This window comes from Bradyrhizobium sp., from assembly GCF_052389815.1.
Classification (GTDB): Bacteria; Pseudomonadota; Alphaproteobacteria; order Rhizobiales; family Xanthobacteraceae; genus Bradyrhizobium.
The window spans coordinates 1-13,327 of sequence record NZ_JBQTHN010000108.1; the positions used below are offsets into that span (position 1 = coordinate 1).

The following is a 13,327-nucleotide window of genomic DNA, read 5'->3' on the forward strand; positions in this document are numbered from 1 at the left end:
ACGAACACCATCGAGGAGTGAATGACGTTGCAGTGCGCCAGCATCGCGCCTTTCGGCTTGCCGGTGGTGCCCGAGGTATAGAGGATCATCGCGGTATCCTCTTCGCCGACGCTGGCCGGCGCCGGCAAGGACGCGTTGCCGCGCAGCGACGAGAATTGCGACCGGGCCGCATCGACGGCGATGCGATGCTTCAGGTCGGGCACATCGCGCGCATCAGGCAGGCGATCGGCCAGATCAGCCTCGTGCACCAGCAGGCTGGCGCCGCAATCGGTCAGCACATAGGCGATCTCAGGCTTCTGCTGACGCACGCTGAGCAGCACGGTGACGAGGCCGGCATGGGCGGCGGCGAACATCGTCAGCACGAACTCGATGCGGTTGCCGAGCAGCACCGCAACGCGGTCGCCGGGCTCAAGGCCAAGCTTGCCAAAGCCTGCGGCGATGTCGGCCGCTTGCGCCGCCACCTCGCGCCAGGTCAGGCGCTTGTCGCCGCAGACGATGGCTTCGCCGCCGGGATTGCGCGCGGCGGCCTCCGCGATCATCGCCCAGATGCTGGCGGGCCGCTCGGCGAAGGCCGGCACCACGCGGTCGCCGAAGCGCGCCTCCAGCCGCATCGGGGGAATGGAAGAATGCGACCAGTCCATGGCGCCGCTCCCTTATGTTTTTGTCTTCATTCCGTAGACGTGTTCGGGACCGGGAAAGCTACGCGAGCGGACGTCGGCGGCATAGCCCTTGATCGCGGATTCAATGGCGGGGCCGAGATCGCCGTAGCGGCGCACGAATTTCGGCGTGCGCGGCGACAGCCCCAGCATGTCCTCGAGCACCAGCACCTGGCCGTCGCAGGCCGCGCTCGCACCGATGCCGATGGTGGGCGCGGCGATACTCTTGGTGATCTTGCGCGCCAGAGGCTCGGCGACGGCCTCGATCACGATGGAGAAGGCGCCGGCTTCCGAAATGGCGAGGGCGTCGTTTTCGATCGGCTCCCAGCTGCCCTCCTCGCGCCCCTGCGCGCGGAACGAGCCGAGCGTATTGATCGACTGCGGCGTCAGCCCGACATGGCCCATCACGGGAATGCCGCGCTGGCTGAGGAAGGCTACCGTCTCCGCCATCCGCTCGCCGCCCTCGAGCTTGACGGCGCCGCATCGCGTCTCCTTCAGGATCCGCACCGCGGAATGAAACGCCTGCTCCTTCGAGGCCTCATAGGAGCCGAACGGCATATCCACTACGACCAGCGCCTGCTGCGAGCCGCGCATCACGGCGCGGCCCTGCAGGATCATCATCTCGAGCGTCACCGGCACGGTGGTCTCAAAGCCGTGCATGACGTTGCCGAGGGAGTCCCCCACCAGGATGACGTCGCAATGCTTGTCGACCAGCGCCGCGGTATGCGCGTGGTAGGAGGTCAGCATCACGATGGGCTCGCCGCCCTTGCGAGCGCGAATGTCCGGCGCCGTCTTGCGCCTGATCGCCGCCTGTACCGACATGCTCAGGCCCCGACGACGGGAACGCCGATCACGGCGGGATGGAAGGCAAAGGCGAGCGCAAGATAGGCGACGACGCCGACCGCAATCGCGATCAGATCGTTGGTCGCCCCACCCACCGGGATCGGCGGCCCGCCGACATCCTTGCGGCGCTTCAGCGAGATGCGGTCGAACACGGCCCAGGCCAGGAACGAGCCGAACAGGATGATGGAACCGAGATCGCCATTGGCAAGCAGATGCGCCGCCGCCCACAGCTTCACGCCCGCCAACATGGGGTGCTTCAGCGTGGTGTAGATGCGACCGCGGACATAGGAGGCCACCACCATGATCACGGCGGGCAGCATCAGCGCCACCGCGATGTGTCGCATGGCGACCGGCGGATCCCAGACGGGATACATGCCGGTTGCGCGATACCGCGCAAAACCCCAGACGATCAGCGCAAGGCCGAGCGCCGAGACCAGCGAATAGACGATCTTGTAGGTGCCCTCGCCGGTCAAGGCGATCATCCGCGCGCGCAGCTCGCGCTGCGTGGTGAGCGTATGCGCGCCCAGAAACACCACGAGGCCCGCAATCATCACCCAAAGTCCCACGGTGTCCTCCCGTCTGCGCCCGTCTCCCCGGGGACAAGGGCTATCATTTCCAGGGCATCGAGCGCAATGCGCCTGCGGATTGGCTCATTGCTGCTGCGACGTCTTGCCGAGCGCGCGGTTATCGACATAGCGGATCGCGATCGGCCGGCCGGCGAGCGCGCCGCCGAGCCCGGCGGTGAATTTCAGCGGCAGGCAGGTATCGAGCGAGTCGTTGATAGCCTTCAGGTACGTCGCCCGCGTATCTGCGGGAACACCCGATGTTGCGAAAGTGACACGCGGCGCTGCGATCATTTCCCCGCTTCGCCTGAAGCTGAATCTCACCGACATTTGCATGCCTTCCCGCGCGGCTTCCGCCGGTGGCGGCGACCAGCAGGACCGAAGCGCGGCAAAGAGATCGGTAATCGTATTGAGATCGTGGTCAGGCCGCTGGTACTTCGCGGCGTCCTGCTCCGGCGGCGCGCTCTGGATGGTCAACCGCAGGTCCTGCCCATAGGGATAGTCGATCTCGGGAATGCAGGGGCCGTCTTTGAAGATGCTGCAGTGGTACGGCGTGCACGGCCTGTTGTCGAGCACGCTACAGGGCGCGTGCGAGAACGGCGTGGCGTCGATTTGCCGGCGGCGCTCGTCGACCTGGCCCGTCAGGAGGATGGCGAGCAGCGGCAGACCTGTGATGAAAGCGGCGCGCCGCAGCATGGCAGCCTCAAGAGCGATCTTTGCGAGGATGGTGCCCGCAGCGCATGGCATCAAGACCAACGCCGTTCACAACCCTGCGTTCACAAAGCTTGTCGCGCGCCGCGTGCTTGGTAAGCTCCCGGGTTCCCGCCACAGTCACCCGCCCATACATGTTCACGCCCATCGAGCGACCGACCGAAACACCGCCGGCTCCGGGAAAGATCCTTTCCGACTTCGGGCCCGTCTACGCGTCGAGCGGGTTCATCGGCTGGCTGTTCGCCGTAACGGCCCCGGTGGCGATCATCCTGGCGGTCGGCTCCGGCGGCGGGCTTTCGGAAGGCCAGATCGCGTCGTGGATTTTCGGCGTTTTCTTCGTCAACGGCCTCATCACTATCCTGTTCTGCCGGCTGTACCGGCAACCATTGGCATTCTTCTGGACCATTCCCGGCACGGTCCTGGTGGGCCAGTCCCTGACGCATCTGACATTCCCGGAGGTCGTCGGCGCCTATTACGCCACGGCCGTGCTGATGCTCGTGCTCGGCGCGACCGGCTCGGTGAAGCGTGCGATGGAACTGGTCCCGCTGCCGATCGTGATGGGAATGGTCGCCGGCGTCTTCCTTCGTTTCGGGCTCGACCTCGTCCATGCCGTATTCACCGATGTTGCCATCGCAGCTCCCATGGTCGCGATCTGGCTGCTGCTGTCCGCCCTGCCGTGGCTCGGCCGACGCTGCCCGCCGATCATCGGCGCGCTGCTGGTCGGCGGGCTTGCCACGATCGTCCTGGGAAGGTTCGACGCGTCCGCTTCGCTGCAGCTCGAACTGATCAGGCCCGTGCTTCAGCAGCCGGCCTGGTCGCTGGCGGCGATGGTCGAGCTCGTCGTGCCGCTGGCGATCACGGTCCTCGTCGTGCAGAACGGCCAGGGCATCGCCGTCCTCAAGACCGCAGGCCATGAGCCGCCCATCAACGCGGTGGCCGTCGCGTGCGGCATCGGCTCGGCCATAACCGCCCTTGTGGGCGGCGTCAGCACATGCCTGACCGGGCCGACCAACGCCATCCTCGTCGGCAGCGGCGAGCGCAGGCGCCAATACGTCGCCGGGATCGTCGTCGGCATTCTGGCGATCCTGTTCGGGTTGCTCGCGCCGACCTTCACCCGCCTGCTTCTCAATGCGCCAAAATCGCTGATCGCGACCCTTGCGGGGCTGGCGATGCTGCGCGTGCTGCAGACGGCCTTCGTCACGGCCTTCGGCAGCCGGTTCTCCCTCGGCGCATTGCTGGCCTTTCTCGTCACCGTCGCCGACCGGCCGCTCCTGAACATCGGCGCGGCGTTCTGGGGACTGGTTTGCGGCCTTGCCATTTCCTGGCTGATGGAGCGGGCGGATTTTGCGCCGAAGCCAAAATCGTGACGCCACGGCCTCGGCGACGCGCCGTCACAGCTTGGCGTTCATGGCTCGCATGCAGTGGGTGCATGCGTGGTGAGGCACGAGCGGCTCACAACAAAGGTGTCGCCGCCCGCCAACGGGTCGCGCGAACGCGCGCCCGATGACAGGCTCCGGCGGGCGATCCAGTACCCAGAGACGTCAGTGGTTTACGGAGAAGCCGCGGAGTACCGGGTCCCCCGCCTTCGCGGGGGACGACTGCGGAGTGCGGAGCAGCCAGCTCGGCCTACCCCTTCTTCTTCACGTCCTTCACCGCGGAGAACTCGATCCCTTCGGCGCGCTCCTTGGTGTAGCCGAGATAGAACTCGTTCCTCGCCATGAACACGGGATCGCCGTCGACATCGTCAGCGATGCCGGATCCTTTGGCGGCGATGAAGGCCTCTAACTTCTTGCGATCGTCGGAGGAAATCCAGCGCGCCAGCTGGAATTCAGACACCTCGAACTCCACCGGCAGCGAGTATTCGGCGTCGAGCCGCGCCTTCAGCACGTCGAGCTGCAGCGGGCCGACCACGCCGACCAGCGCGGGGGCGCCGTCGCGCGGACGGAACACCTGAACGACGCCCTCCTCCGACATCTGCTGCAACGCCTCCTTCAGCTTCTTCGCCTTCATCGCATCCGTCAGTCGCACGCGGCGCACGATCTCCGGCGCGAAGCTCGGCACGCCGACGAAGGTCAGGTCCTCGCCCTCGGTCAGGGTGTCGCCGATGCGCAGGGTGCCGTGGTTGGGAATGCCGACGACGTCGCCGGCAAAGGCCTCGTCCGCCACCGAGCGGTCCTGGGCGAAGAAGAATTGCGGGCTCGACAGGCTCATGTTCTTGCCGGTGCGCACCAGCTTCGCCTTCATGCCGCGGGTGAGCTTGCCCGAGCACAGCCGGGCGAAGGCGATGCGGTCGCGGTGATTCGGGTCCATGTTGGCCTGGATCTTGAACACGAAGGCGCTCATGCGCGGCTCGGCGGCTTCCACCTTGCGCAAATTGCTGTCCTGCGCGCGCGGAGCGGGTGCGAACTTGCCAAGCCCCTCCAGCAGATCGCCGACGCCGAAATTGCGCAGCGCGCTGCCGAAATAGACCGGAGTGAGATGGCCCTCGCGGAACGCGTCGAGATCGAACGGCTTGCAGGCCTCGGAGACCAGCTCCAGCTCATCCTGGACCTGGCTGACGTCGAGATGCTCGTTGCGCTGGCCGAGATCGGCGATCTCGATCTGCTCGGTGGCGCCGGTCTTGGCGCCGCCGCCTTCCAAAAGGCGCACGCCGCCATTGATGACGTCATAGGTGCCGAGGAAATCGCGGCCGCGGCCGACCGGCCAGGTCATCGGCGTGGTGTCGAGCGCCAGCGTCTTTTCGATCTCGTCCAGGAGCTCGAAAGTATCGCGGCTCTCGCGGTCCATCTTGTTGATGAAGGTGATGATCGGGATGTCGCGCAGCCGGCACACCTCGAACAGCTTTCGCGTGCGCGCCTCGATGCCCTTGGCGGCGTCGATCACCATGACAGCCGAGTCGACCGCGGTCAGCGTGCGGTAGGTGTCTTCCGAGAAGTCCTCGTGGCCGGGCGTGTCCAAGAGGTTGAACACGAGGCCGCCAAACTCGAAGGTCATCACCGAGGTGACGACCGAGATGCCGCGCTCGCGCTCGATCTTCATCCAGTCCGAGCGGGTATTGCGCCGCTCGCCCTTGGCCTTGACCTGGCCGGCGAGATTGATGGCGCCACCGAACAGCAGCAGCTTTTCGGTCAGCGTGGTCTTGCCGGCGTCCGGGTGGGAGATGATCGCAAAGGTGCGGCGCCGCGCCACTTCATGGGCAAGCGGCGACGGGGTTAGCTGCTCGGCGGTCAGGGCAATGTCGGACATGGGCCGAGCGTTTGGCAGGGAAAACGCGCGTAATCAAGGGCGATTCTCGCAGGTTGCAGGCCGCGCGCGGCGGTCCGATATGCCCTGGCGGGAGGACGGCCTCCCCTTCAACCCATCGCTCGCGGGGACGACCCTGCCTTATCGGGAGGGTGTCATGGCGTGGACGATGCTGTTCGTGGCCGATCTGATGGAGATCGGCTGGGCGATCGGCCTGAAATACACCGAGGGCTTTAGCCGGCTGCTGCCATCCGTTCTGACGCTCGCCTGCATGCTGGCCAGCATCGTCCTCTTGGGCCTGGCCGTGAAGACGCTGCCGATCGGAACCGCTTATGCGATCTGGACCGGCATCGGCGCGGTCGGAACCGCCGTCCTCGGCATCTTCCTGTTCGGCGATGCCGCCACCGCACTTCGGCTCGCCTGCATCGGGCTGATCGTGGCGGGGATCGTCCGGCTGAAGCTCGTGACCTGACCAATCAGCGCAGCAGCAGCACCGCCCAATAGGTCGCTGCGGCGATCGCGGCAGACGCCGGAATGGTGATCACCCAGGCATAGACGATCGAGCTTGCCACGTTCCAGCGCACCGCCGACATGCGCCGCGAGGCCCCCACGCCGATGATCGAGCCGGTGATGGTGTGGGTGGTGGAGACGGGAACTCCGAGATAGGTCGCCATGAACAGCGTGGCCGCACCGCCGGTCTCGGCGCAAAAGCCTTGCATCGGCGTCAACTTGGTGATGCGCAGGCCCATGGTGCGCACGATGCGCCAGCCGCCCATCAGCGTGCCCAGTCCCATCGCGGCCTGGCAGGAGATCACCACCCAGAACGGGATGTTGAAGTCCGCGCCGAGATAACCTTGCGAGTAGAGCAGCACCGCAATGATGCCCATGGTCTTCTGCGCATCGTTGCCGCCATGGCCGAGCGAATAAAGCGAGGCCGAGACGAATTGCAGGATACGGAACGCGCGGTCCACCGCGAACGGCGTCGAACGCACCGCCAGCCACGACACGATGGCGACCAGCACGATCGCCAGCAGAAACCCAACCATCGGCGACAGCACGATGGCGAGCAACGTCTTGGACAGCCCGCTCCAGACCGCAGCCGACAGGCCCGCTTTGGCCATGCCGGCGCCGACGAGCCCGCCGATCAGCGCGTGCGAGCTCGATGAGGGAATGCCGAGCCCCCAGGTGATCAGGTTCCAGACGATGGCGCCGACCAGGGCTGCGAAGATCACCGCCGCATCGACCACGTTGGGCTCGATGATCCCCTTGCCGATGGTGTTGGCGACATGCAGGCCGAACACCGTGAAGGCGATGAAGTTGAAAAACGCCGCCCAGAACACCGCATATTGCGGCCGCAGCACGCGGGTCGAGACGATGGTCGCGATCGAGTTGGCGGCGTCGTGCAGGCCGTTCAGAAAGTCGAACAGCAGCGCGACGGCGATCAGACCGACCAAAATGGGAAAAGCCAGCGAGGCATCCACGGAAACGGCCCCTGCCCTAGACCTGTTCGATCACGATGCTGTTGATCTCGTTGGCGACGTCGTCGAAGCGGTCGGCGACCTTCTCGAGATGATCGTAGATCTCGACGCCGACGATGAAGTCCATCGCGCTGGCGTTGCGGTGCTTGAGAAACAGCTCCTTCATGCCGATGTCGTGGAGGTCGTCGACCCGGCCCTCCAGCTTGCCGAGTTCCTCCGTGATCGACGTCAGCAACTGGACGTTTTGGCCGATCGATTTCAGCAGCGGCAACGCCCGGGAGACCAGGTTGGCGCATTCGACCAGCAGCTGCCCCATTTCGCGCATCGGCGGCTCGAACGAGCGCACTTCGAACAGCATGACGGCCTTCGCCGTCTGCTGCATCTGGTCGATGGCATCGTCCATCGAGGTGATCAGGTTCTTGATGTCACCGCGGTCGAACGGGGTGATGAAGGTACGACGCACGGCGGTCAGCACCTCGCGGGTGATGCCGTCGGCATCGTTCTCGAACTGGCTAACGCGTTGGCAGTAGACCGGAGTCTCGTCGCCGCCTCGGAGCATGTCCTGAAGGGCCTGCGCACCCTTGACGCAGGTTTCGGCATGACGGGCGAACAGGTCGAAGAACCGCTCTTCCCTCGGTAAAAAGGCACGAAACCAGCGCAGCATTGGGTCAGTCCATTGTCAGAAGCGGCCGGGAGCCGGCGTCCCCTGTCACAAAACTGTCATAGACCGAATTGCCGGAAAAACCCAAGGCGGCGGAGCCCGGATCGGGGTCATCCACTGCTTTATGGCTGCGAAAACGCCCGGGAAACGGGCGCTTACAGCGACCTGCGGAAATAATGGCCGATCTCGCCGACGACACCGCGCCGGAAGGTCAGCACGCAGGCGACGAAGATCACGCCCTGGATCACCGTCACCCATTGGCCGAAACCGGCAAGATATTGCTGCATCGCGATGATAACGAAGGCGCCCACCACCGGGCCAAAGATGGTGCCGAGGCCGCCGACCAGCGTCATCAGCACGATTTCGCCGGACATCGACCAGTGCACGTCGGTAAGCGAGGCATTCTGCGCCACGAAAACCTTCAGCGAGCCGGCAAAGCCGGTGAGCGTGCCGGACAGGATGAAGGCGAGCAGCTTGTACTGGTCGGTCTTGTAGCCGAGCGAGATCGCTCGCGGCTCGTTCTCGCGGATCGATTTCAGCACCTCGCCGAACGGCGAGTTGATGGTGCGGAAGATCAGGAGGAAGCCGGCAAGGAAGCCGACCAGCACGACATAATAGAGGGTGGTCGGATTGGACAGGTCGATGAACCAGAACAGCTTGCCTTGCGGGATGCCCTGGATGCCGTCCTCGCCGTGGGTGAACGGCGTCTGCAGGTAGACGAAATAGAGCAGTTGCGACAGCGCCAGCGTGATCATCGCGAAATAGATGCCCTGGCGGCGGATCGACACGTAGCCGGTGATCAGCGCGAGCACGGCCGCCGCCAGCGTGCCGCCGATGATGCCGAGTTCCGGCGACAGGGGTGGCAGCGGGATCGTGATCCAGGTTCCGTACCAGACCGGAAAATCGATCCTGCCGACCTTGAGCAGGTGCGCCGTGACGTATCCAGCCGTCCCCAGGAACATCGCATGGCCGAACGACAGCAGGCCGCCGAAGCCGATCAGGAGGTTGAACGCGCAGGCGAGCAGCGCAAAGCACAGCGCCTGCATCACGAAGAACGGATAGATGCCCGTCGCCGGCACGATGGCCAGCAGCACCGCCATCGCGGCAAATACGAACATCTCGTCGCGAACGGCGCGCGGCGATGCCGGCAGGGTGTCGTCGGTCATTGCGCTCATGTCAGGCCGCCCGTCCAGTCAGTCCCGTCGGCTTGATCAGCAGCACCAGCACCATCAGCACGAATACCACGGTGTTGGAGGCCTCGGGATAGAAGTATTTGGTCAGGCCCTCGATCACCCCGAGCGCAAAGCCCGTGATGATGGAGCCCATGATGGAACCCATGCCGCCGATCACGACGACGGCGAACACGACGATGATGAGGTCGGCGCCCATCAGCGGGCGGACCTGGTTGATCGGCGCCGCCAGCACGCCGGCGAGCGCGGCCAGGCCGACGCCGAGCCCGTAAGTGAGCGTGATCATGCGCGGTACGTTGATGCCGAAGGCGCGCACCAGGGTCGGGTTTTCGGTGGCGGCGCGCAAGTAGGCGCCGAGCTGCGTCTTCTCGATCAGGAACCAGGTGGCGAGGCACACCACCAGCGAGAACACCACCACCCAGCCGCGATAGATCGGCAGGAACATGAAGCCGAGATTCATGCCGCCCCTCAACTCGTCCGGGATCGAGTAAGGCAGGCCCGATGAGCCGAAGTAGTTCTGGAACAGGCCCTGCACGATCAGCGCGATGCCGAAGGTGAGCAGGAGGCCGTAGAGATGATCGAGACCGGTCAGCCATTGCAGCATGGTCCGTTCCAGGATCATGCCGAAAATACCGACCAGGATCGGCGCGATGATCAACGCCCACCAATAGCCGATGCCGGTGAGGTTGAGCAGGAAATACGCGGCGAACGCGCCCATCATGTAGAGCGCGCCATGCGCGAAGTTGATGATGTTGAGCATGCCGAAGATCACGGCGAGGCCGAGACTCAACAGCGCGTAGAACGAGCCGTTGATCAGTCCCACCAGAAGCTGAGCATAGAGGGCTTGCATCGATCGATCTTTCGCAGACTCGTTGCGGGAGATGACCCGCCGGCGCACGGCCGGCGGGCCGCCCTTCCCTTGTTACTTCTTGACCAGCGGGCAGGCGCCGTCCGAAAGCGGCCGGAAGGCCTGGTCGCCGGGCGTGGTGCCGACCAGCTTGTAGTAGTCCCACGGCCCCTTGGATTCGGAGGGCTTCTTGACCTCGAACAGATAGGCCGGGTGAATCTTGCGGCCGTCGACGCGGATCGTGCCCTTGCCGAACAGCGGATCGTCGGTCGGCATTTCCTTCATCTTGGCAACGACCTTGGCGCCGTCATGCGGATTGCCGCCCATTGCCTCGAGCGCCTTGAAGTAGTGGATCAGGCCCGAATAGACGCCGGCCTGAATCATCGACGGCATGGCCTTGTTCTTCATGCGCTCGGAGAAGCGCTTGGAGAAGGCGCGCGTGCCGTCGTTGAGGTCCCAGTAGAAGGTCTCGGTGAAGTTCAGCCCCTGCGCCACCTTGAGGCCGAGCGCGTGGACGTCGGGCAGGAACAGCAGCAGGCCAGCGAGCTTCTGGCCGCCGGAGACGATGCCGAACTCGGCCGCCTGCTTGATGGTGTTGGTGGTGTCGCCACCGGCATTCGCCATGCCGATGATCTTCGCCTTGGAGGCCTGCGCCTGCAGCAGGAACGAGGAGAAGTCCGCGGTATTGAGCGGATGCCGGACGACACCGAGGACCTTACCGCCGGACTTGGTCACGACCGCCGCGGTGTCGCGCTCCAGTGCGTGGCCGAAGGCATAGTCGGCGGTCAGGAAGTACCAGGTATCGCCACCGGCCTTCACCAGCGCCTGGCCGGTGCTGTTGGCCAGCATGTAGGTGTCATAGACCCAGTGAATCGTGTTCGGCGTGCAGGCCTTGCCGGTGAGGTCCGACGACGCTGCACCGGTGTCGATCAGGACGGCGTTCTTCTCCTTGACGAGATTGCTGACCGCCAACGCAACGCCGGAGTTCAGCACGTCCACGAACACGTCGACCTTTTCGACGTCGAGCCACTGGCGCGCGATGTTGGTGCCGATGTCGGGCTTGTTCTGGTGGTCGGCCGAGACCACGTCGACCTTCCAGCCCTTGCCTGCCAGGCCCGCATCCTCGACCGCCATTTGTGCCGCGAGCGTCGAGCCCGGGCCGCCGAGGTCGGCATAGAGGCCCGAATTGTCGGTCAGCACGCCGATCTTGATCGTCTTGTCCTGCGCAAAGGCGCCGGTCGCGGCAACGAGCGAAAGCGCCGTGCCGAGAAGGAGTGTCGAGAGCTTCTGTTTCATTGGATATCCCTGGATCTACTTGGAAGGATTGTCGCTATTCAGACGCCGAGATAGGTGTGAAGCTTGTCCATGTTGGCTTCGAGCTCCGAATTGGCAAAGCCGTCGATCACCTTGCCGTGCTCGACGACGTAGTAGCGGTCCGCCACGGTGGACGCGAAGCGGAAGTTTTGCTCGACCAGGAGGATGGTGAACCCTTCCTTCTTCAGCCGCGCAATGGTGTGACCGATCTGCTGGATGATGACGGGGGCAAGTCCTTCCGTCGGCTCGTCCAGCATCAGGAAGCGCGCACCGGTGCGCAGGATGCGGGCAATTGCCAGCATCTGCTGCTCGCCGCCGGAAAGCTTGGTGCCCTGGCTGCCCAGCCGGTCCTTCAGGTTCGGAAACAGTTCGAATATTTGCTCGAGCGAAAGGCCGCCGCTGGCGACGATCGGCGGCAGCAGCAGGTTTTCCCGCACGTCGAGGCTGGCAAAGATGCCGCGCTCCTCGGGGCAGAAGGCGACGCCGAGCCGCGCGATGCTGTCGGAGGAGGCCCGCGAGATCTCCTTGCCGTTGAACTGCACCGATCCGGTGCGCTTGCCGATGATGCCCATCACCGACTTCAGCGTGGTGGTCTTGCCGGCGCCGTTGCGCCCGAGCAGCGTGACCACCTCGCCTTCGTTCACGTGGAAATTGATGCCGTGGAGGATGTGCGATTCGCCGTACCAGGCCTGCAAATCCTTGACCGACAATACGTGCGCGCCGCTCGCCCGCGCGGCAGGCCTCGCCGCCGTTTGCACCTCAGGCATGACCGGCTCCCAGATAGGCTTCCTTGACGCGCTCGTCCTTGGTCAGTTCGGAATAATTGCCTTCGGCGAGCACCTGTCCGCGCGTCAGCACGGTTATGATGTCGGAGAGGTTGGCGACCACGCTGAGATTATGTTCGACCATCAGGATGGTGTACTTCGCCGAGATGCGCTTGATGAGGGCGGCGATCTTGTCGATGTCCTCGTGGCCCATGCCGGCCATCGGCTCGTCCAGCAGCATCATCTCCGGATCGAGCGCGAGCGTGGTGGCGATCTCCAGCGCACGCTTGCGGCCGTACGGCATTTCCACCGCCGGCGTATTGGCGAATTCGCTCAAGCCGACGTCGTTGAGCAGCTCGAGCGCCTTGGGATTGAAGCGGTCCAGCACCGATTTGGAACGCCAGAAATCGAAAGAATGGCCGTGCTGGCGCTGCAGCGCCACCCGCACGTTCTCCAGCGCGGTCAGATGCGGAAACACCGCCGAGATCTGGAACGAACGCACGAGGCCAAGCCGGGCGACATCCGCCGGCTTCATCGCGGTGATGTCGTGTCCCTTGTAGAGAATCTGCCCCGCGGTCGGTTGCAGAAACTTGGTCAGGAGATTGAAGCACGTCGTCTTCCCGGCTCCGTTCGGGCCGATCAACGCATGAATGGAACCCCGGCGGACCTTCAGAGAGACGTCGCGAACGGCGAAGAACCCCGCGAACTCCTTGGTCAATCCGTGGGTTTCGAGAATGAACTCATCAGCCAAACAAACATCCCCCGTCGCGCCGTCGCTGCGATTTACGCGCGTGGCCGATCATCTCTCCACCGGCCGGTTCTCCCGCAACGTCCTCGAACGTCGCGGACCGGCCGCCTCCGGGGTCGGAATATGCCGTCATCCTAGCCGGTTAGGCAAGACGGAAAGACGGCTCGCCCGCAGTTGTCGCCGCGTCCTCCAACAATCCGATACCTACCGCCTGCTCGCGGCAGCAAGCCCGCCGCGTGCCGCCCGGTTCCAGTGGCCGGAAAGCATTTCTTAAGCGTGTTTGGCAGCAGCCCCTTACCTTCATCAAAA

At 64.6% G+C, this 13,327-nt stretch carries 14 protein-coding genes; 2 read left to right on the plus strand and 12 right to left on the minus strand.

Features of this window, described 5'->3' with window-relative positions; translation table 11 throughout:
• The 4 genes from ACT4OC_RS19340 to ACT4OC_RS19355 all read right to left on the minus strand — a co-directional run.
• A partial coding sequence (locus tag ACT4OC_RS19340; protein WP_444840636.1) for an AMP-binding protein occupies nt 1-641 on the minus strand: 641 nt, incomplete at its 3' end.
• A 12-nt stretch (nt 642-653) separates the two neighbouring features.
• On the minus strand, nt 654-1,478 hold the full coding sequence (gene panB, locus ACT4OC_RS19345) for a 3-methyl-2-oxobutanoate hydroxymethyltransferase (RefSeq protein WP_444840637.1): 825 nt from the start codon (nt 1,476-1,478) through the stop codon (nt 654-656).
• A 2-nt stretch (nt 1,479-1,480) separates the two neighbouring features.
• The gene (locus ACT4OC_RS19350; protein WP_444840638.1) at nt 1,481-2,065 is read right to left on the minus strand and encodes an NnrU family protein; all 585 of its coding nucleotides are present in this window, start codon (nt 2,063-2,065) and stop codon (nt 1,481-1,483) included.
• 84 nt (nt 2,066-2,149) lie between these two features.
• On the minus strand, nt 2,150-2,758 hold the full coding sequence (locus ACT4OC_RS19355) for a hypothetical protein (protein ID WP_444840639.1): 609 nt from the start codon (nt 2,756-2,758) through the stop codon (nt 2,150-2,152).
• A 149-nt stretch (nt 2,759-2,907) separates the two neighbouring features.
• Between ACT4OC_RS19355 and ACT4OC_RS19360 the strand changes: the two genes are divergently transcribed.
• The gene (locus ACT4OC_RS19360) at nt 2,908-4,140 is read left to right on the plus strand and encodes a benzoate/H(+) symporter BenE family transporter (protein ID WP_444840640.1); all 1,233 of its coding nucleotides are present in this window, start codon (nt 2,908-2,910) and stop codon (nt 4,138-4,140) included.
• A gap of 259 nt (nt 4,141-4,399) precedes the next feature.
• Here ACT4OC_RS19360 and ACT4OC_RS19365 read toward each other — a convergent pair whose 3' ends face one another.
• Entirely contained in the window at nt 4,400-6,019 is a 1,620-nt protein-coding gene (locus ACT4OC_RS19365; protein WP_444840641.1) for a peptide chain release factor 3, read from the minus strand.
• 154 nt (nt 6,020-6,173) lie between these two features.
• Here ACT4OC_RS19365 and sugE point away from each other — a divergent pair, with 154 nt between their 5' ends.
• Nucleotides 6,174-6,488 (plus strand): quaternary ammonium compound efflux SMR transporter SugE, encoded by a 315-nt coding sequence (gene sugE / locus ACT4OC_RS19370; protein WP_444840642.1) that lies wholly within the window; start codon nt 6,174-6,176, stop codon nt 6,486-6,488.
• A gap of 4 nt (nt 6,489-6,492) precedes the next feature.
• Here the strand turns inward: sugE and ACT4OC_RS19375 are convergent, their stop codons facing one another.
• The 7 genes from ACT4OC_RS19375 to ACT4OC_RS19405 all read right to left on the minus strand — a co-directional run bounded on the left by ACT4OC_RS19375 (nt 6,493) and on the right by ACT4OC_RS19405 (nt 13,021).
• Nucleotides 6,493-7,497: an anion permease gene (locus ACT4OC_RS19375; RefSeq protein WP_444840643.1), complete on the minus strand. Its 1,005-nt coding sequence runs from the start codon at nt 7,495-7,497 to the stop codon at nt 6,493-6,495.
• Nucleotides 7,498-7,513: 16 nt separating this feature from the next.
• Nucleotides 7,514-8,158 carry a DUF47 domain-containing protein gene (locus ACT4OC_RS19380; protein ID WP_444840644.1) on the minus strand — a complete coding sequence of 215 codons (645 nt, stop codon included), beginning with the start codon at nt 8,156-8,158 and terminating at the stop codon, nt 7,514-7,516.
• A gap of 152 nt (nt 8,159-8,310) precedes the next feature.
• Nucleotides 8,311-9,330 carry a branched-chain amino acid ABC transporter permease gene (locus ACT4OC_RS19385; RefSeq protein WP_444840645.1) on the minus strand — a complete coding sequence of 340 codons (1,020 nt, stop codon included), beginning with the start codon at nt 9,328-9,330 and terminating at the stop codon, nt 8,311-8,313.
• A gap of 1 nt (nt 9,331) precedes the next feature.
• Nucleotides 9,332-10,195: a branched-chain amino acid ABC transporter permease gene (locus ACT4OC_RS19390; protein WP_444840646.1), complete on the minus strand. Its 864-nt coding sequence runs from the start codon at nt 10,193-10,195 to the stop codon at nt 9,332-9,334.
• Between the two features lie 72 nt (nt 10,196-10,267).
• Nucleotides 10,268-11,488, minus strand: coding sequence for an ABC transporter substrate-binding protein (locus tag ACT4OC_RS19395; protein WP_444840647.1), 1,221 nt, complete (start codon nt 11,486-11,488; stop codon nt 10,268-10,270).
• 38 nt (nt 11,489-11,526) lie between these two features.
• Complete coding sequence (locus ACT4OC_RS19400; RefSeq protein WP_444840648.1) at nt 11,527-12,273, minus strand: ABC transporter ATP-binding protein; 747 nt, start codon at nt 12,271-12,273, stop codon at nt 11,527-11,529.
• On the minus strand, nt 12,266-13,021 hold the full coding sequence (locus ACT4OC_RS19405) for an ABC transporter ATP-binding protein (RefSeq protein WP_444840649.1): 756 nt from the start codon (nt 13,019-13,021) through the stop codon (nt 12,266-12,268). Before ACT4OC_RS19405 ends, ACT4OC_RS19400 begins: the two co-directional genes overlap by 8 nt.
• Nucleotides 13,022-13,327 lie beyond the last annotated feature (306 nt).

Coding starts and splice junctions, on each gene's coding strand:
- panB (WP_444840637.1), bottom strand. CDS start 1,478: ATGTCGGTACAGGCGGCGATCAGGCGCAAGACGGCGCCGGACATTCGC.
- ACT4OC_RS19355 (WP_444840639.1), bottom strand. CDS start 2,758: ATGCTGCGGCGCGCCGCTTTCATCACAGGTCTGCCGCTGCTCGCCATC.
- ACT4OC_RS19360 (WP_444840640.1), top strand. CDS start 2,908: ATGTTCACGCCCATCGAGCGACCGACCGAAACACCGCCGGCTCCGGGA.
- ACT4OC_RS19365 (WP_444840641.1), bottom strand. CDS start 6,019: ATGTCCGACATTGCCCTGACCGCCGAGCAGCTAACCCCGTCGCCGCTT.
- sugE (WP_444840642.1), top strand. CDS start 6,174: ATGGCGTGGACGATGCTGTTCGTGGCCGATCTGATGGAGATCGGCTGG.
- ACT4OC_RS19380 (WP_444840644.1), bottom strand. CDS start 8,158: ATGCTGCGCTGGTTTCGTGCCTTTTTACCGAGGGAAGAGCGGTTCTTC.
- ACT4OC_RS19385 (WP_444840645.1), bottom strand. CDS start 9,330: ATGAGCGCAATGACCGACGACACCCTGCCGGCATCGCCGCGCGCCGTT.
- ACT4OC_RS19390 (WP_444840646.1), bottom strand. CDS start 10,195: ATGCAAGCCCTCTATGCTCAGCTTCTGGTGGGACTGATCAACGGCTCG.
- ACT4OC_RS19395 (WP_444840647.1), bottom strand. CDS start 11,488: ATGAAACAGAAGCTCTCGACACTCCTTCTCGGCACGGCGCTTTCGCTC.
- ACT4OC_RS19400 (WP_444840648.1), bottom strand. CDS start 12,273: ATGCCTGAGGTGCAAACGGCGGCGAGGCCTGCCGCGCGGGCGAGCGGC.